The organism is Streptomyces sp. NPDC050121 (assembly GCF_044460385.1).
In the GTDB taxonomy this organism is placed as follows: Bacteria; Actinomycetota; Actinomycetes; order Streptomycetales; family Streptomycetaceae; genus Streptomyces; species Streptomyces soliscabiei.
The window spans coordinates 400,263-415,506 of record NZ_JBITJV010000002.1; the positions used below are offsets into that span (position 1 = coordinate 400,263).

Annotated in this window: 15 protein-coding genes and 3 pseudogenes; 4 read left to right on the top strand and 14 right to left on the bottom strand. The window is 72.7% G+C overall.

What is annotated here, in order from left to right:
- Positions 1-55 precede the first annotated feature (55 nt).
- From ACIBTS_RS04240 to ACIBTS_RS04265, 6 genes are all read right to left on the bottom strand, one after another.
- Positions 56-424 carry a gas vesicle protein gene (locus ACIBTS_RS04240; protein ID WP_399316455.1) on the bottom strand — a complete coding sequence of 123 codons (369 nt, stop codon included), beginning with the start codon at positions 422-424 and terminating at the stop codon, positions 56-58.
- A gap of 45 nt (positions 425-469) precedes the next feature.
- Positions 470-1,528, bottom strand: a complete 1,059-nt coding sequence (locus ACIBTS_RS04245; protein ID WP_399316457.1) for a DNA polymerase domain-containing protein — start codon at positions 1,526-1,528, stop codon at positions 470-472.
- On the bottom strand, positions 1,525-3,372 hold the full coding sequence (locus ACIBTS_RS04250; RefSeq protein WP_399316459.1) for a transketolase: 1,848 nt from the start codon (positions 3,370-3,372) through the stop codon (positions 1,525-1,527). Before ACIBTS_RS04250 ends, ACIBTS_RS04245 begins: the two co-directional genes overlap by 4 nt.
- A 4-nt stretch (positions 3,373-3,376) precedes the next feature.
- Complete coding sequence (locus tag ACIBTS_RS04255; protein WP_399316460.1) at positions 3,377-5,110, bottom strand: FAD-dependent oxidoreductase; 1,734 nt, start codon at positions 5,108-5,110, stop codon at positions 3,377-3,379.
- A 181-nt stretch (positions 5,111-5,291) separates the two neighbouring features.
- Positions 5,292-6,320 (bottom strand): SDR family oxidoreductase, encoded by a 1,029-nt coding sequence (locus ACIBTS_RS04260; RefSeq protein WP_399316623.1) that lies wholly within the window; start codon positions 6,318-6,320, stop codon positions 5,292-5,294.
- Between the two features lie 12 nt (positions 6,321-6,332).
- Positions 6,333-6,806 carry a phage holin family protein gene (locus tag ACIBTS_RS04265; RefSeq protein WP_399316462.1) on the bottom strand — a complete coding sequence of 158 codons (474 nt, stop codon included), beginning with the start codon at positions 6,804-6,806 and terminating at the stop codon, positions 6,333-6,335.
- 135 nt (positions 6,807-6,941) lie between these two features.
- Between ACIBTS_RS04265 and ACIBTS_RS04270 the strand changes: the two genes are divergently transcribed.
- Both ACIBTS_RS04270 and ACIBTS_RS04275 read left to right on the top strand, forming a co-directional pair.
- Positions 6,942-7,292, top strand: coding sequence for a VOC family protein (locus tag ACIBTS_RS04270; protein ID WP_079658591.1), 351 nt, complete (start codon positions 6,942-6,944; stop codon positions 7,290-7,292).
- 107 nt (positions 7,293-7,399) lie between these two features.
- Entirely contained in the window at positions 7,400-7,747 is a 348-nt protein-coding gene (locus ACIBTS_RS04275; protein WP_399316464.1) for a DUF6204 family protein, read from the top strand.
- Here the strand turns inward: ACIBTS_RS04275 and ACIBTS_RS04280 are convergent.
- From ACIBTS_RS04280 to ACIBTS_RS04305, 6 genes and pseudogenes are all read right to left on the bottom strand, one after another.
- Positions 7,725-8,330, bottom strand: coding sequence for a GNAT family N-acetyltransferase (locus tag ACIBTS_RS04280; protein WP_399316465.1), 606 nt, complete (start codon positions 8,328-8,330; stop codon positions 7,725-7,727). The genes ACIBTS_RS04275 and ACIBTS_RS04280 overlap by 23 nt on opposite strands.
- Before the next feature lie 4 nt (positions 8,331-8,334).
- Positions 8,335-8,520, bottom strand: a complete 186-nt coding sequence (locus ACIBTS_RS04285; RefSeq protein ID WP_399316467.1) for a hypothetical protein — start codon at positions 8,518-8,520, stop codon at positions 8,335-8,337.
- A gap of 88 nt (positions 8,521-8,608) precedes the next feature.
- A pseudogene (locus tag ACIBTS_RS04290) lies at positions 8,609-9,001 on the bottom strand (LD-carboxypeptidase); the annotation flags it as partial.
- A pseudogene (locus ACIBTS_RS04295) lies at positions 8,988-9,839 on the bottom strand (transposase); the annotation flags it as partial. The pseudogenes ACIBTS_RS04295 and ACIBTS_RS04290, both read right to left, overlap by 14 nt.
- 229 nt (positions 9,840-10,068) lie before the next feature.
- On the bottom strand, positions 10,069-11,373 hold the full coding sequence (locus ACIBTS_RS04300; protein ID WP_399316469.1) for a M20/M25/M40 family metallo-hydrolase: 1,305 nt from the start codon (positions 11,371-11,373) through the stop codon (positions 10,069-10,071).
- 50 nt (positions 11,374-11,423) lie between these two features.
- A complete protein-coding gene (locus ACIBTS_RS04305) occupies positions 11,424-12,257 on the bottom strand; it encodes a M55 family metallopeptidase (protein ID WP_399316471.1) in 834 nt (277 codons plus the stop codon).
- A gap of 180 nt (positions 12,258-12,437) precedes the next feature.
- On the opposite strand from ACIBTS_RS04305, the pseudogene ACIBTS_RS04310 reads away from it, so the two are divergent.
- A pseudogene (locus ACIBTS_RS04310) lies at positions 12,438-13,165 on the top strand (sulfite exporter TauE/SafE family protein).
- A gap of 21 nt (positions 13,166-13,186) precedes the next feature.
- On the opposite strand, the gene ACIBTS_RS04315 reads toward ACIBTS_RS04310, so the two are convergent.
- Entirely contained in the window at positions 13,187-13,453 is a 267-nt protein-coding gene (locus ACIBTS_RS04315) for a metal-sensitive transcriptional regulator (RefSeq protein WP_399316624.1), read from the bottom strand.
- Positions 13,454-13,864: 411 nt separating this feature from the next.
- Here ACIBTS_RS04315 and ACIBTS_RS04320 point away from each other — a divergent pair, with 411 nt between their 5' ends.
- Complete coding sequence (locus ACIBTS_RS04320; protein ID WP_399316473.1) at positions 13,865-14,797, top strand: sigma-70 family RNA polymerase sigma factor; 933 nt, start codon at positions 13,865-13,867, stop codon at positions 14,795-14,797.
- A 54-nt stretch (positions 14,798-14,851) separates the two neighbouring features.
- Here the strand turns inward: ACIBTS_RS04320 and ACIBTS_RS04325 are convergent, their stop codons facing one another.
- Positions 14,852-15,193, bottom strand: a complete 342-nt coding sequence (locus ACIBTS_RS04325; RefSeq protein WP_399316474.1) for a DoxX family protein — start codon at positions 15,191-15,193, stop codon at positions 14,852-14,854.
- Between the last annotated feature and the right edge of the window lie 51 nt (positions 15,194-15,244).

Genomic DNA, 15,244 nt, shown 5'->3' on the forward strand with positions numbered 1-15,244 from the left:
GCGCCTCCTTGTCTCGGATTGAATGATCGTCTCGGAAGGGCAACGGGCCGGCGGCCTAGCGGCCGCCCGACCGGTGTGCGTCGGCCCGCCCTCGCTCGTAGCGGCGGACGCGGCGATAGCCGGTGAGCTGACCCTCGGGATCGAGCTCGACCTGGTAGCTCGCCATCAGGCTCATCGTGTCGGGCACGCGGGCGAGTTCCAGGACCTCGATCTCCAGGGACCAGCCGTCCTCCGTCTGCTCGAAGGACGAGACGCTTTCGGCGGCCATGCCGGTCAGTTCCGCGAGCTGGGCGCGCGCCTGGCGCAGCACCTCCATGGGGCCGGGCCGGTCGTCCGTCACGTTGCCGCCCTCGCCTTCTTCGCTCCGTGGATCCTGGGAATCATGTGAAGTTCGCGACTTTTCCGTGTTCTTTGTGTTCACCATGGCCACCTCTTCCTCCGGGTGGCCCGAAGACTCTTGGCCAAACCTTCACGAGCCGCGCAGTGCGTCGAGCCGGCGCCGAGCCGGACCCAGGGCGCGCCCGCGGCCCGGCATCCCGGACCAGGGCCGGGTGCGGGCCTGCTCGACGGCGTCGGCGATGGTCCAGCGGCGCGGGCCGAGCTCCGGATCGTCGAGCTGCTCCCAGGTGATCGGCGTGGCGACCGGCGCTCCGGGCCGGGCCCGCACCGTGAAGGGGGCTACGGCGGTCTGGGCGTAGGCGTTGCGCTGTACGTCCAGGTAGAGGCGATTGCCACGGTCCTTGATGCGGGCGGCCGTGGTCAGCCGGTCGGGGTGTTCGGCGACGAGGAGCTCGGCGGCGTCCCGGGCGAAGCCGCGCACCTCCTCGAAGCCGAGGCCCTCCGGGCCGCCGGAGCCGTCCGAGCTGTCGGAACGGTCGGAGCTGTCGGAACGGTCGGAGCTGTCGGAGCTGTCGGAGCTGTCGGAGCTGTCGGAGCCGTGTGAGCCGTCGAGGGGGACGACGACGTGCAGTCCGCGCGAGCCGGTCGTCATCAGGGCGGAGGGCAGCCGCAGCTCGCGGAGCAGCTCGCCCAGCCATCCGGCAGCCTCGCGGACGGCGGCGAAGGGGGCGTCGTCGGCCGGGTCGAGGTCGAAGACCATCAGGTCCGGCCGGTCGACCCGGCCGGCCCGCGACAGCCAGCGGTGCAGGGTGAGGCAGGCCTGGTCGGCGAGAAAGGCGAGAGTGGCGGAGTCGTCACACACGGTGTGGCACACCGTGCCGTCCTCCTTGGCCACCTCGACCCGCGTGATCCACTCCGGATAGTGCGCGGGGGTGTTCTTCTGCATGAAGCGGGGGCCGTCGACCCCGTCCGGATGCCGTTCCAGCATCAGCGGGCGGCCACACAACTGCGGCAGCATGAACGCGGCGACCGACCGGTAGTACGCGACGAGGTCGCCCTTCGTGTACTCCTTTGCGTCCTCGCCGGCCGGGAAGAGCACCTTGTCCGGCCGGTGCACCTCGACGGTACGGCGGCCGGCGCGCACCGTGCGCACCTCGCCGCCGCTGCCGCCGCTCGGGCCCTTGCTCATGGCGCGATCGCCTGTCCCACCAGCAGCCTCGCGGACGCGGCGATCGACTCGGCGTCGATGCCGGCGGCGTGCAACTGCTCGGCCGGGCTCGCCGAACCGGGCATCGTCCGCACGGCGAGGCGCACCAGCCGGGGCATCGGCCGCCCGTCGAGGAAGGCGTCGAGGACGGCGTCCCCGAGGCCGCCCTGCTCATGGTGGTCCTCCACGCTCAGCAGCAGCCCGGTCTCCTCGGCGGCGCGCCGCAGCGTGGCCCGGTCCACGGGCTTGACCGAGTACAGGTCGACGACCCGGACGGCGATGCCCTCGCCGGCGAGGGCGTCGGCGGCCCGCAGCGCCTCGGGCACGGTGACGCCGGCCGCGACGATCGTCATGCGGTCCCGGTCGGAGGAGCGCAGCACCTTGCTGCCACCGACGGGGAACTCCTCGTCGGGCCCGTAGAGCACCGGTCCGGCGCCGCGCGAGGTGCGCAGATAGCGGACGCCGTCCAGGCCGGCCATGGCGGTGACGAGCCGGGCGGTCTGGTTGGGGTCGCAGGGGTACAGCACGGTCGAGCCGTGCACGGCCCGGAACATCGCCAGGTCTTCCAATCCCATCTGCGAGGGCCCGTCCTGCCCGATGGAGACCCCGGCGTGCGAGCCGACCAGGTTGATGCCCGCGCCGCTGACCGAGGCCATGCGGACGAAGTCGTAGGCGCGGGTCAGGAAGGCCGCGAACGTGGACGCGTACGGCACCCAGCCGCGCGTCGCGAGGCCGACCGCGGCGGCGACGAGCTGCTGTTCGGCGATGTAGCACTCGAAGAAGCGGTCGGGATGCTCCTTGGCGAAGGCCTCGGCGCGGGTGGAGTCGCTCACCTCGCCGTCGAGGGCGACGACGTCCCCGCGGGCCGTGCCGAGGGCGGCGAGGGCCTGCCCGTAGGCATCCCGCGTCGCCGCCTCCTCGCCCTTCTCCCACCTGGGCAGGTCGAGGTGTCCGGTGGGCACGGAGTGCAGCATGCGCGTCTCGGCCGGTGCGTGCACCTGGACCCGCAGGTCGCGGAGGCCGCCCAGCTCCTCGATCGCCTCGTCGGCGTCGGGCAGCGGCTTGCCGTGCAAGCCCTCGCGGTCCTGGACGGACTCGACGCCCTTGCCCTTGAGCGTGCGGGCGAGGATCGCGGTGGGCTGGCCCTTGGTGGAGATCGCCTCGCCGTACGCGCGGTCGATCGCGTCCACGTCGTGCCCGTCGATCTCGACCGTGTGCCAGCCGAAGGCCTGGAAGCGGCGGGCGTAGGCGTCGAGGTGGTGGCCGTGCCGGGTGGGGCCGCGCTGGCCGAGCCGGTTGACGTCCACGATCGCCGTGAGGTTGTCGAGGTGCTCGTGGCCCGCGTGCTCGGCGGCCTCCCACACCGAGCCCTCGGCGAGCTCGCTGTCCCCGCACAGCACCCACACGCGGTAGTCGGCCCGGTCCAGCCGTTTCCCGGCCAGCGAGATGCCGACGCCCACCGGGAGCCCCTGCCCGAGCGATCCGGTGGCCGTCTCGACCCAGGGCAGCCGCTGCGGGGTGGGGTGCCCTTCGAGCCGGCTGCCGAGCTTGCGGAAGGTGAGGAGTTCCTCGTCGTCGACGGCCCCGGCGGCCTTGTAGGCGGAGTAGAGCAACGGGGAGGCGTGGCCCTTGGAGAGGACGAAGCGGTCGTTGCCGGGGTGGGCGGGGCGGTCGAAGTCGTAGCGGAGGTGGTGGGCGAGCAGTACGGCCATCAGGTCCGCGGCCGACATCGAGGACGTCGGGTGCCCGGACCCCGCGGCAGCGGAGGCACGCACACTGTCCACCCTCAACTGCTGTCCGAGTTCGGTGAGTTCGGCGGTGTCCATCGGGCTACTGGTCTCCTTCTACGCGATCCGCGCGGACGTCACCGCGCTTGACAGGCCCGGGCGCCGGATGATCCTTGGCGGGCGCGGGCTGGTTCTTCGCAGGCTCGGGCCCCGGCTGGTTCTTCGCAGGCTCCGGACCCGGCTGGTTCTTCGCGGGCTCCGGCCCGGGCCGGCTCCCCTCCGCCTCGGCTGCGGTCTCGTCCTTGGCCACCTCGGGCGTCGGGGAGGTGATCGTCTGGTGGTCGTCGGGCTCGGCGTCAGGCCCCGCGCCCGGGGCCGCACCGGCGATCTCGGGGTCGGACCCCTCCTTCGCCACCTCGGGCGTCGGGGACGTGATCGTCTGGTGGTCGGGCTCGGTCTCGGCGTCGGGTTCGCCGTTCACGTCCTCGGGAGCGGCCGCGCCGGGGCCGGAAACCGTTTCCCGCCTGGGGGCACCCGGCACCCGTGCCAGCTCGGGCGACGCCGTGTCCAGCGGCACCGACCAGGACCGTACGAGGCCCAACTGGACGGACTGGCGCGGAAGTACGGCGTCCAGCAGCCAGTCGGCGGCCACCCGGACGCGGTTGCCGGGCATCGCGGCGAGATGGTAGCCGCGGGCCACCGCCCCGGCCACGGGACCGGACAGCTGGACGCCGAGCGGATTCGCGGCCGCCTGCGCCCCGCCCAGGTCGATGACGAACCCCAGGTCCTTGTGCCGGTACGGCCGCAGACCGTCTCCCCCACCGAACGAGGCGGCGACGTTCTGTCCGGCCACCTTGCCCTGCCGCCACGCATGCTGCGCGGTCATCGGCGCGTACTCCCCGGGCCTGTCCAGATCCGGTACGGCGGCCGCGTCACCGCAGGCGAACACCTCGGACCGGCCCGGCACCTGCAGGGTCGGCTCGACGAGCAGCCGGCCGCGCTCCAGGGGCAGTCCCAGCGACTCCACGAGCGGATCCGGCCGAACGCCCACGCACCACACCAGCGTGCGGGTGTCGACGAACTCGCCGTCGGTCAGCAGGACCCCCTCGCCCGTGGCCTCCTTCACGGAGGTCCCCATGCGCACCTCGACGCCCCGTTCGCGCAGCACCCGGTCGGCGGTGCGCGAGAGCCGTTCGTCCAGTTCGGGCAGGACCCGCTCGGCGACGTCGAGCAGCAGCCAGCGCGGCCGCAAGCTCGTGCGCAGCGGGTGGTCGCGCACCAGCGCGTCGGTCAACCGCTGGCCCTGTGCGGCGACTTCGGTACCCGTGTAGCCCGCCCCGACCACGACGAACGTGCAACGCGCCACGCAGTCGCCCGCATTGTCGCCGGAGGCGGCCAACTCCACCTGCCGGGTGAGGTGATCGCGCAGATAGAGCGCCTCGGGCAGGCCGCGGAAACCGTGCGCGTGCTCGGCGACCCCGGGGATGGGCAGCAGCTTGTTGACGCTGCCCGCGGCGAGCACGAGCCGGTCGTAGCCGAGCGCACCCGTGTCGCCCTCGGGGTCGCGGTAGTGGACGGTGCGCGCGTCGAGGTCGATGCGGTCGGCCTCGCCCAGCACGAGCCGTACGTCACGCAGGGTGCCGGACAGTGACACGGCGACCCGGCGCGGTTCGAGGATGCCCGCCGCCACCTGGGGCAGCAGGGGCAGATACAGGAAGTGGTCGGTCGGGTTGAGCAGGGTGATGTCGGCCCGTCCCCGGGCCGCCCGGGCCAGGGTGCGGGCCGCCCGGTATCCGGCGAAGCCTGCTCCGACGATCACGATGCGGGGTCGGCTCACGGTTCGCCTCCGGCGATGTTCGGACGGTGGTGCGGACGGTTGTCGTACGAGGGTTTCCGCGTCCCCCTGGCTGTGGCGGCCAAACGTGCGCCGGTTTCCCGTCCGGGCGCTCCTGCACGGCTACGGCAATGGCCACGCCGATGGCTGCGGCTGCGGCTGCGGCTGCGGCTAGAGCTCTGTCTCAGAGCCGGCCGCGACGGCGCAGGCCGACGCCGACGGCGCCCACGGAGGCGCCCAGCGCCCCGGCGAGCAGCCCCTTCCCCATCCGGCCCCGGTTGCGCGAGACCCACTCCTGCGCGCTGCGGTCCGCCGCTTCCCCGTCGAAACGCCCGTGCGGCCCGAAGTCGTGCCCATGGGGCCCGTCGGCGGGGGCCCACAGGTTCCCCACGCCTGTGTGGTCGCCGGCGTCCTGCTGGGCGTCGAAGCCGGTCCGCGCCAGATACCGGTCCAACAGCCCGGGTGCGACCGCGTTGGCGATCAGGGTCGCCGCCGTGGACCCGCCCACCCAGTACTCGCGCCGTCTGCCGTGCCCGGCCGCGTGCACGATCGCCCGCGCGGCGACCTCGGGCTGGTACACCGGAGCGACCGGCCGGGCCCGCCCGGGCATCCGGTTCAGGACCCACTCGAACTGCGGTGTGTTCATCGCGGGCAGCTGCACCATCGTCGTGCGGACCTTGCTGCCCGCGTGCAGCAGCTCGCACCGCAGCGACTCGTTGAACCCCTGGATCGCGTGCTTGGCCCCGCAGTACGCCGACTGCAGCGGCACCCCGCGATAGGCGAGCGCCGAACCGACCTGCACGATCGTGCCGCGGCCCCGTGGCAGCATGTGCCGCAGGGCCGCCCGGGTGCCGAACACGTAGCCCAGATAAGTCACTTCGGTGACCCGGCGGAACTCGTCCGGGGTGATCTCGGTGAACGGCGCGAAGACGCCGGCGAAGGCGTTGTTGACCCAGACGTCGATCCCGCCGAACACGTCGACGACCTGCTGTGCCGCGTCCTCGACGGCCTTGGCGTCGGCCGTGTCGACGCTCACGACGAGCGCCTCACCGCCGGCGCGCCGCACGTCCTCCGCCGCGGCGGCGAGGCCCTCGCGGCCCCGGGCCAGGAGGGCGACCCGGTCGCCGCGGGCGGCGAAGGCGACGGCCGTGGCCCGGCCCACGCCCCCGCTGGCTCCGGTCACCACGACGGCCCTGCCCGCTCCTCGACGGATGCTCACCGCGTGTCACCCCCGGTGGTGCGGGTTCTCGGGGTCGATGTCGTCCAGGCGCGGCACCTCGCCCGGTGCCGGCACCCCGGTGCCGGGCGCGGTCGGCGGCATCGGCGGGTACGCCGTCCCGGTACCGCCGGGCGGCCCGGCCGGAGGCGTGCCGCCGATGACCCGCCCGTGGCTCCTGGGCCGCGGCGGGTGGGGCTGGGCGGCGCCCCGCAGCAGGTACGCCACGGCGCCGAGGATCGCGGCGGTGATCAGCGCCGCGGCCCAGCCCGACAGGCCCACGTCGAGGGCCAGGCCGACCGCGAGTGCGACGGCCGCGCCCGCGTAGAGGGCGACGGCGCCGGACGCGGCGTACAGCGTGGCCTTACGGCGCTGCTTGCGGGACTGCTCGCGCAGTTCGTCGCGGATCGTCTCGCGCGCCACCTGCGCCAGTTCGTCGACCAGATGCTTGTCCAGATGCTCCAGGTGATCGATGCGCTCCATGGCCGCCGGGTACCCGCCGTCACCGACGCATAACGCCGGCGGCCGGCGCACCGGGGCGGGAAACGGCGAGGGGACGGGGAGAGGATCGGGTGAAGGGATCACCCGGCCGCGGCCACCCCAACTAGGCTCGTCCGCATGGACATTCTGGGAGCAACGCTGCGTGTCTGTGTCGACGATCTGGAGGCCGCGGTCTCCTTCTACGAGCGGCTGGCGGGGACCGACGCCCTCCGTTTCGAGCGGGGCGGGGTGCAGGTGGCCGCCGTCGGCTGCTTCCTGCTGATGAGCGGCCCCCCGGCCGAGCTGGAGGTGCTGCGCAAGGTGGCCGCGACGATCGCCGTGACGGACGTCGACGAGGTGCACAAGACCCTCACCGAGCTGGGCGCGGACGTCCTGGCCGGCCCGGTGCCGACACCGGTGGGCCGCAACCTGATCGTCCGGCACCCCGACGGCGCGGTGTACGAGTACGCCGACCGGCGCGGGCACTAGGACGAAAAATCCGTGTGCGGCGCCGTTTCCCGGCCGTAGAGTCGGGCGTTCGACGCCCCGCGCGCGAGACCGACCGGGCGCGCAAGATCGACAGTGAGTGAGTGACAGTGAGTGAGCAGCACACGTATCGGGTGATCGTCCGCGGCACGTGGGACGGCCTCACCGAGGCGGCCCGTACCCGACTCCTCGCCGAGGCCGACGGCCACGGGCTGACGAGCATGCGGTTCACCGAGGAGGGCTCGCTGTCGTACGAGCCGTCGCCGCTGAAGCACTTCTCGATGCGGTACGTGGTGGTGTCGGACGCGGCGGACGGCGAGGAGCTGGCGGGCGCGCTCGCCGAGGAGCGCGCCGAGACGACGCTGCGGGAGCTCGGCTACGGCTTCGCCGCCCTGAGGTCGACGGCCACGGACCTCGACACCATGAAGATCAACTTCAAGCCCGCGTCCCGTCGTTGACCGTCTGCGCAGCGCCTGTCTGCGCAGTGATCGTCTGCTCAGTGACCGTCTCTGCGGTGATCGCCCACCGCTCGTGGTCGCGCCACTCCCCGTCGATGTAGATCATCTTCGGGGAGAAGCCCTCCAGCCGGAAGCCGCAGGCCCGGGCGAGGGCGATCGACGCGGCGTTCCCGGGCTGCACGTTGATCTCCAGCCGATGCAGCCGCAACGGCCCGAAGGCGTACCGCACCACGAGGCCGAGCGCCTCGCGCATCAGCCCGCGCCCGGCCGCGTGCGCGAAGACGCCGTAGCCCAGCGCACCGCACTGGAAGCCGCCCTCGACGATGTTGTTGATGTTCACGAACCCGGCGACGGCCCCGTCCTCCCGGGTGCACACGAGGAACCCGGCCTTCGACCGGTCCTCTATCAGCCGGCCCGCGTACGCCGTGTACGCGTCGGCGGTGGCCGGCGGGAACAGCCACGGATGGTGCAGGTCCTTGCTCTCCCGCACCCGGGCGGTGAACTCCGGCCCGTCCTCGTAGGTGAAGTGGCGTATACCGGTGCGGGGGCCCTCGGCGAGGTAGCGGGATGCGGTGTGCGGCATCGGGTCAGCCTACGACGGGGATCTTCGTGGCTCGGGTGTTCTCGACGATGAAGATCAGGGCGAGGACGGCGAGCACCAGGACGGCGAGCACCAGGACGGCGATCCGGGCGGGCGTCAGCGCCCCTGCCCTGCCACGACCCTTCACGTCGCGCTCGGAGGTCTCGGAGATCTTCGAGGTCTTCGGGCTCATGCCACCAGGGTGGGCCCGAAGCCTCCGTCACGCACGGTGAGACGCAACCGTTCGGGTGAGGCGTGCCCGCGCCCCGCGGGGCGGGAGGTCAGCGCAGGGCGGGGGCGTCGAGGGTGAGGGTGCCCGCGTCCGCGTCGAGGGCGGCGGCCACGCCGAAGGGCACGGTCACCGCTCCCTCGCAGTGCCCGAATCCGAGCTCCTCGACCACGGGGACACCGAGGCCGCCGAGCCGGTCGGCGAGGACCGGCCGCAGGTTCTCGTACGGGCCGCGCCTGTCTCAGGAGCCGAGCGCGACGCCCGCGACGCCGTCCAGCCAGCCGGTGCGCAGGAGTTGGGTGAGGGCCCGGTCCACCGCGTACGGCGACTCCCCGACGTCCTCGATCAGCAGCAGTCCGCCGCGGGCGCCGGCGTGGGTGTGCGGGGTGCCGTGGCCGGTGGCCAGCAGCGCCAGACAGCCGCCCATGGTTTTCACGGATGCCCGTCAGGTCTTCCAAGGCGATCCCGCGACCGGTGCGTTCAGCCTCGGCCACCACATGCTTCGCGATCTTGTAATTGATGTCCCTCGCCCGTCGCGCCTCCTTGCGGCACCGATTCTTCAGGCGGCGTTTGGCGGACGGGGTGTTCTTCTTCTGCAGCTTGGTACGGAGCGTGCGCTCACGTACGCGGATGCGGTTCAGCTCGCGTCCGGCCATGATCTCGCCGTCGGACGTGGTGGCGATGTTGACGATGCCCAGGTCGATGCCGAGGAAGTCCACCGGATCGGTGTTCGGCGGCGCTTCGGGAACGTCGCAGGTGGCGTTCAGGAACCACATGCCGTCCCGCCACAGCAGGTCGGCCTCGCCCTTCCGGCACAGGGCCAGAGTGGTCAACTGTTCCGGCGAGGCGGTGAACGCCACGTCCTTGATCCGCCCGGCAGTCGTCCAGATCGAGACCCGGCGCCGGTCGATCTGCCAGGACAGCATCCGGTCGTCGTAGGGCTGTGCCCCCTCCGGACGGAAGGCGACCGGCTTGTCCACCGCCTTGCGGTAGCGCTTCGAGCCCGGCCTGCCCAGGTTCCCGGCTCTCAGGTTGGCCTTCAGCGTGACGTACGCGTCGCAGGTCTTCTTGATGACGTGCTGGACGGCCTGCGCACCCAGCCCCCACCGCGCCTTGATCTCACCGTAGGTGTGCTCGCGCAACGCGAAGTTCCGCTTCGCATCCTTCTCGAACGCCACACTGCTGGCCCAGGTCGCCGCCTCGTTGCAGGCGCGCAGGGTCGCCTGAAGTGCCGCCGCCTGCACGGGCATCGGCAGCAGTCTGACCTGCACCACAAGCTTCACGATCACCAAACGTACACACGCGTACGGCCGCCCGCCGTACGTTCACCATGCGTCACCCGACCGAGTGAGCCTGCCCCGCGCGGCAGCCCCCGGCCCCGCCGGACACGGCACCCGGCCGCTCCGCTGCCGGGCAACCAACAGCGATACCGCGGCACCAGCCGGTCGCAGTCGGCGGTGCCCTCGTAGGCCAGGGCCGGCGCGACCGCCGCGCAGTCCTCGACGTCGACCGCTAGGCCGTCCGCAGGAACCTGTCGAGGACGTGGACGCCGAAGTGCAGCGCCTCGACCGGAACCCGTTCGTCGACCCCGTGGAAGAGGGCCTGGTGGTCGAGGCCCTGCGGGAGCTTCAGCGGTGCGAAGCCGTAGCCGGTGATGCCGAGCCGCGAGAACTGCTTGGCGTCCGTGCCGCCGGACATGCAGTACGGCACCACGTGCCCCTCGGGCGCGAACTCCTCGACGGCGGCGCGCATCCGGGCGAAGACCGGCGCGTCGACCGGTGCCTGGAGGGCGACTTCGCGGTGCTGGAACTCCCAGTCGACGTCCGGGCCGGTGAGTTCGTCGATGGTCGCACGGAACTCGTCCTCGGCGCCCGCGAGACAGCGGCCGTCGACGAACGCGACGGCCTCGCCGGGGATCACGTTGATTTTGTAACCGGCGTCCAGCATCGTCGGGTTGGCGCTGTTGCGCACGGTGGCCTCGACGAGGGCGGCGGCCGGGCCGAGCTTCTCCAACAGGCCGTCCACGTCGCGCAGATCGGTCTCGATGCCGTACAGCGCGGCGAGTTCGGTGAGGGCGGCGCGAACGGTCGGGGTGAGCCGGAGCGGCCACGGGTGCCCGCCGACGCGGGCGACGGCCGCGGCCAGCCGGGTCACTGCGTTGTCCCGGTTGACCTTGGAGCCGTGTCCGGCGCGCCCGCGCGCGGTGAGCTTCAGCCAGGCCGTGCCGCGCTCGCCCGCGGCGATGGGGTAGATCTCGCGTCCGGCGCCGTCGTGGAAGGTGAACGCGCCCGATTCGCCGATGGCCTCGGTGCAGCCCTCGAACAGCCCCGGATGGCGGTCGGCGAGGAACCCGGAGCCGTCCTCGGCGGTGGCCTCCTCGTCGGCGGTGAAGGCGATGAGAAGGTCGCGCCGGGGCCGCACGCCCTGCCGCGCCCAACCCCTGAGCACGGCCAGGATCATCGCGTCCATGTTCTTCATGTCGACGGCGCCGCGCCCCCACACCACCCCGTCGCGCACCTCCCCGGAGAACGGGTGCACGCTCCAGTCGGCGGCCTCGGCGGGGACGACGTCCAGATGGCCGTGGACCAGCAGCGCGTCGGCGGTCGGATCGGCGCCCTCGACCCGGGCGACGACGTTGGTGCGCCCGGGGGTGCGTTCGAGCAGCGTCGGCTCGACGCCCGCCTCGGCGAGCAGCGCGGCCGCGTACTCGGCGGCGGGCCGCTCCCGGCAGTCCCCGCCGCCCCGGTTGGCGGTGTCGATACGGATGAGGTCGGAGGTGAACCGCACGACCTCGTCCCGTGCCTGCGCGTCAGCCATGCCGCTCCCGCTCCTGCCCACACCCGTGGCCGTGGCCGTGCCTGTGCTGCTCAGCCATACTGCTCCTCGATCGCGGCCGCGACGATCGTGGTGACCGCCTTGAAGGCACGGATGCCCTCATACATGGTTGCGCTGGTGTACGCGACCTTCCGCTCGCCGATGCGGGCGACACCGGGCACGAGGGTGGCCGTCATCGCGAGGTGCTCGGCGTCGAACTCCACCGCGACGGTGAACGGCCCACCGCTGACCGGTTCCTGACGGACTGCCAGCTGTGCCGCCTCCTTTGCCGCCGCCCGGATGTCGGTGGCGGTGCGGGCCGGCGTACGGCACACGGCGGCGTACCGGGAGACATGGTCCTTCACCGCGACCTTCAGCGCCCCGGGCGCGTACCCGAGCGCGTCCTCGCAGGCCAGGTCGTCGCCGGTGATCAGGACGACCGGCACGCCGTACTCGGCGACGACATGCGCGTTGAGCAGGCCCTCGCTGGCCCGTACGTCGTTCAGCCACACGCCGGTGATCGAGTTCGCGAGGTAGGTGTGGGCGAGGACGCCCTCCATGCCGGCGCCCGCGTGGTAGCCGACGAACGCGATGCCGCCGACGTCGCCGTGCTGGACGCCCTCCACCATGGAGAGGGACTTGTGCCGGCCGGTGAGCAGCTCCACCCGCTCGTCGAGCTGTTCGAGGAGCAGGTTGCGCATGGTCGAGTGGGCCTCGTTGACGAGGACCTCGTCCGCCCCGCCGTCGAAGAAGCCCAGCGCTGCGGCGTTGACGTCCGAGGTGAACATCGACCGGCACCGCTCCCATTCGGCGGTGCCAGGCAGCACGTCGGCAGGCCAGGTGACACCGGTGGCGCCCTCCATGTCGGCGCTGATGAGGATCTTCACGTCGGGCCCCGTCCACTCCAGGAGTACCCGAGCCTAGGGCCTGTCCGACGGATCGCGCCGCAGGAGCGGGGTGTGGCGGTGACATGGCCCGGAAATACCCCAGGGGGTATCTCTGTTCACGGGAGATGCCAGATACCCCCCCGGGGTAATTCTCGGCTTCTGTGAAGGAGTGGGTGTGCCGTGTTCCGTGTCGACGCTCTCGAGACCGAGGGGCTGGGCAATCGCAGCCATCTGGCGGGCGGCGGCAGCATCCTGGCCGTCCCGCGCCGGTCTACCTGCTCGGTTTCAGCCCGGTCGCGGCGACCACCGCGGGCCTGGTCATCGTCATCGCCACGGCGGTCACCGCACTCCTCGCGCACGCGCGGGCCGGGGCGGTGCGCCGGCGGGCGGGGCTGCTGTTCGCGGCGGCCGGTCTGCCGCCGGCCGCGGCTGCGGGGGCTCTGTCCTCACGGGTCCCCGAGCCGGTGCTGACGCTGATGTTCGCGGGACTGGCCGCCCTGGCCGCCGTCCGCATGCTGCGCCGCCGCGCCCCGCGCGGCGACGGTCGGGTCTCGGCGGCGCGTGCGGCGGGAGCCGGGGCCGGGCTGGGCGCGGTGACCGGGTTCCTCGGGGTCGGCGGCGGGTTGCTCGCCGTACCCGCGCTGGTGGGCGTGCTGGCCGTGCCGATGAGCGCGGCGGTGGGCACGAGTCTGCCGGTCGTCGCCGCCAACGCGCTGGCGGCCCTCACGGCCCGGGCGTTCACGGCCGTCCACCTGGACTGGACGCTGATCATGCCGTTTCTCGCGACCGCCGTCCTCGGGGCCTGGGACGGCAGACGGCTGGCCGCGAAGGTCTCCGCCGCGACCCTGCAGCGCGTCTTCGGCGGCGTGCTGCAGGCCGTGGCGGTGGGCGTGAGCGCCGTCCGGTGACCGGATACGGATCCCGGGCGCTCAGGCGAGCGACAGGAAGAGCTTCTCCAGGCGGGCCCGCATCTGCGCGGAGTTCCGGATCTCCGGGTCCTCACTGGTCATGCACTGCTCCAGCCCGGTCGCGATGATCGCGAAGCCGGCCCGGTCCAGGGCCCGGGAGACGGCGGCGAGCTGGGTGACCACGTCCTCGCAGTCACGGCCCTCCTCGATCATCCGGATCACACCCGCGAGTTGCCCCTGGGCGCGCCGCAGCCGGTTGAGCGCCGACTTCAGTTCCTCGGCCGACATGTCGAGTTGCACATTTCCTCCTCCATGACCCGCATACACCTATGCGACCCCACATACCCCCATGGGTATCCTACCCGTGCGGACAACACCCCGTCGAAAGGTTCTGTTCCGTGACCCACCCCGCGATCGACCGTACGACCGCCCCCGCATCCACCCCGTGTCCACCCCTGCCGGCCTGACCGTCGCCCAGGCCGCCACCCGGCTCCACGAGTTCACCGTGATCGGCGCGGGCCTGTCTTCTCGGCGGCGACCGACACCTGCGGCATGGCCGCCCTGCCGGCCCGGCTCCCGCACAACCGGCCGCCCAAGGACGCCCTTTCTTTCGAGGAGACGTTGGTGCGGCTGGCCGCCCCCGTGTTGTGATCTGCGCACACAAGCCTGCACCGCTTTGACACGAACGGGGATCCGCTCATGACCACGCACACGACGCTGCCACCGGAGCGCTTCGAGGCCGACCGGCCTCATCTGCGCGCCGTCGCCTACCGCATGCTGGGCTCGCTCGGCGAGGCGGAGGACGCCGTACAGGAAACCTGGCTCAGGGCGGCCGGGGCGGACATCGGTGCGGTGGAGAACCTCAGCGGGTGGCTGACCACGGTGGTGGGCCGGGTGTGCCTGAACATGCTGCGCTCCCGTAGAACGCGGCCGGAGGTCCCACTCGACGAGCGGGTGAGCGAGCCCGCCGTCGGCCCCGGGGAGGGCGGCGATCCCGAGGAGGAGGCGCTCCTCGCCGACTCGGTCGGGGTCGCGCTCCTCGTCGTCCTGGACGCCCTGGCCCCGGCCGAGCGGCTCGCGTTCGTGCTGCACGACCTGTTCTCCGTGCCGTTCGACGACATCGCCCCGATGATCGAGCGCACCCCGGCCGCCACGCGGCAACTGGCCAGCCGGGCCCGCCGACGCGTCCGGGGATCCGCGCCCGCGGATGCGCCCACCGCCGTTCCCGCCGCCGTTCCCGCCGACGACCGCGTCCGGCAGCGCGAGGTCGTCGAGGCGTTCCTGGCCGCCACGCGCGGCGGCGACTTCGAGGCGCTGCTCGCCCTGCTGCACCCGGACGTGGTCCTCACCGCCGACCGTTTCGTCGTCCCGACGCCCGAGCCCGTCACGGTCGGCGGGGCCCGGCCCGTGGCCGAGGGCGCGATGGCGGCGACCGGCCGCGCCCGGTTCACCGGCCTCGCCCTGCTCGACGGCCGGGTCGGCCTGGCGATGGCGCCGCAGGGCAGGCTGCGGCTGGTCCTGATGTTCACGATCACCGAGGGCGGGATCACCGGGATCGACGTGGTGGCGGACCGGGAGCGACTGGACGGCATCGAGGTGGCGGTGCTCGACGCCGTCGGGATCGACGACTGACCCCACGGGTGGGGGGCGACCGGAGTTCCCGGCCGCCCCCCACCCGCCCGTTCGTCAGAACGCCAGCACCAGCGAGGCCACGACCGGCGCCGCGTAGACCAGCGGGAACAGCGCGTGCGAGAACCAGCGGGCCCGCAGCACGGTGACGACGGCCCCGAGGAAGTACAGGACCAGACCGGCGGCGGCGAGCACGCCCACCACGGGCACGAACAGCCCCGCCAGCAGCCCGGCCGCGCCGGCGGCCTTGGCCGCGCCGAGGAACGGCCACCACGCACGCGGCACTCCGTAGTCGGCCAGCGGCTTCACCGCCCACTCGGCGCGCAGGAAGACCGAGGCGGCCGAGAAGCCCGCCATGACGGCTCCGACGACGGTGACGACAACATAGGCAGTGGACATGCCAGCAGCTCCTCAGCGGGGGTTTCCGTGCCTTCCTTCACCCCCCTGACA

What these genes read in the sequence shown, in the direction of transcription:
- ACIBTS_RS04240 (WP_399316455.1), bottom strand. Translation starts at nt 424, where the DNA reads ATGGTGAACACAAAGAACACGGAAAAGTCGCGAACTTCACATGATTCC.
- ACIBTS_RS04245 (WP_399316457.1), bottom strand. Translation starts at nt 1,528, where the DNA reads ATGAGCAAGGGCCCGAGCGGCGGCAGCGGCGGCGAGGTGCGCACGGTG.
- ACIBTS_RS04250 (WP_399316459.1), bottom strand. Translation starts at nt 3,372, where the DNA reads ATGGACACCGCCGAACTCACCGAACTCGGACAGCAGTTGAGGGTGGAC.
- ACIBTS_RS04265 (WP_399316462.1), bottom strand. Translation starts at nt 6,806, where the DNA reads ATGGAGCGCATCGATCACCTGGAGCATCTGGACAAGCATCTGGTCGAC.
- ACIBTS_RS04270 (WP_079658591.1), top strand. Translation starts at nt 6,942, where the DNA reads ATGGACATTCTGGGAGCAACGCTGCGTGTCTGTGTCGACGATCTGGAG.
- ACIBTS_RS04280 (WP_399316465.1), bottom strand. Translation starts at nt 8,330, where the DNA reads ATGCCGCACACCGCATCCCGCTACCTCGCCGAGGGCCCCCGCACCGGT.
- ACIBTS_RS04285 (WP_399316467.1), bottom strand. Translation starts at nt 8,520, where the DNA reads ATGAGCCCGAAGACCTCGAAGATCTCCGAGACCTCCGAGCGCGACGTG.
- ACIBTS_RS04300 (WP_399316469.1), bottom strand. Translation starts at nt 11,373, where the DNA reads ATGGCTGACGCGCAGGCACGGGACGAGGTCGTGCGGTTCACCTCCGAC.
- ACIBTS_RS04315 (WP_399316624.1), bottom strand. Translation starts at nt 13,453, where the DNA reads ATGTCGGCCGAGGAACTGAAGTCGGCGCTCAACCGGCTGCGGCGCGCC.
- ACIBTS_RS04320 (WP_399316473.1), top strand. Translation starts at nt 13,865, where the DNA reads ATGACCACGCACACGACGCTGCCACCGGAGCGCTTCGAGGCCGACCGG.
- ACIBTS_RS04325 (WP_399316474.1), bottom strand. Translation starts at nt 15,193, where the DNA reads ATGTCCACTGCCTATGTTGTCGTCACCGTCGTCGGAGCCGTCATGGCG.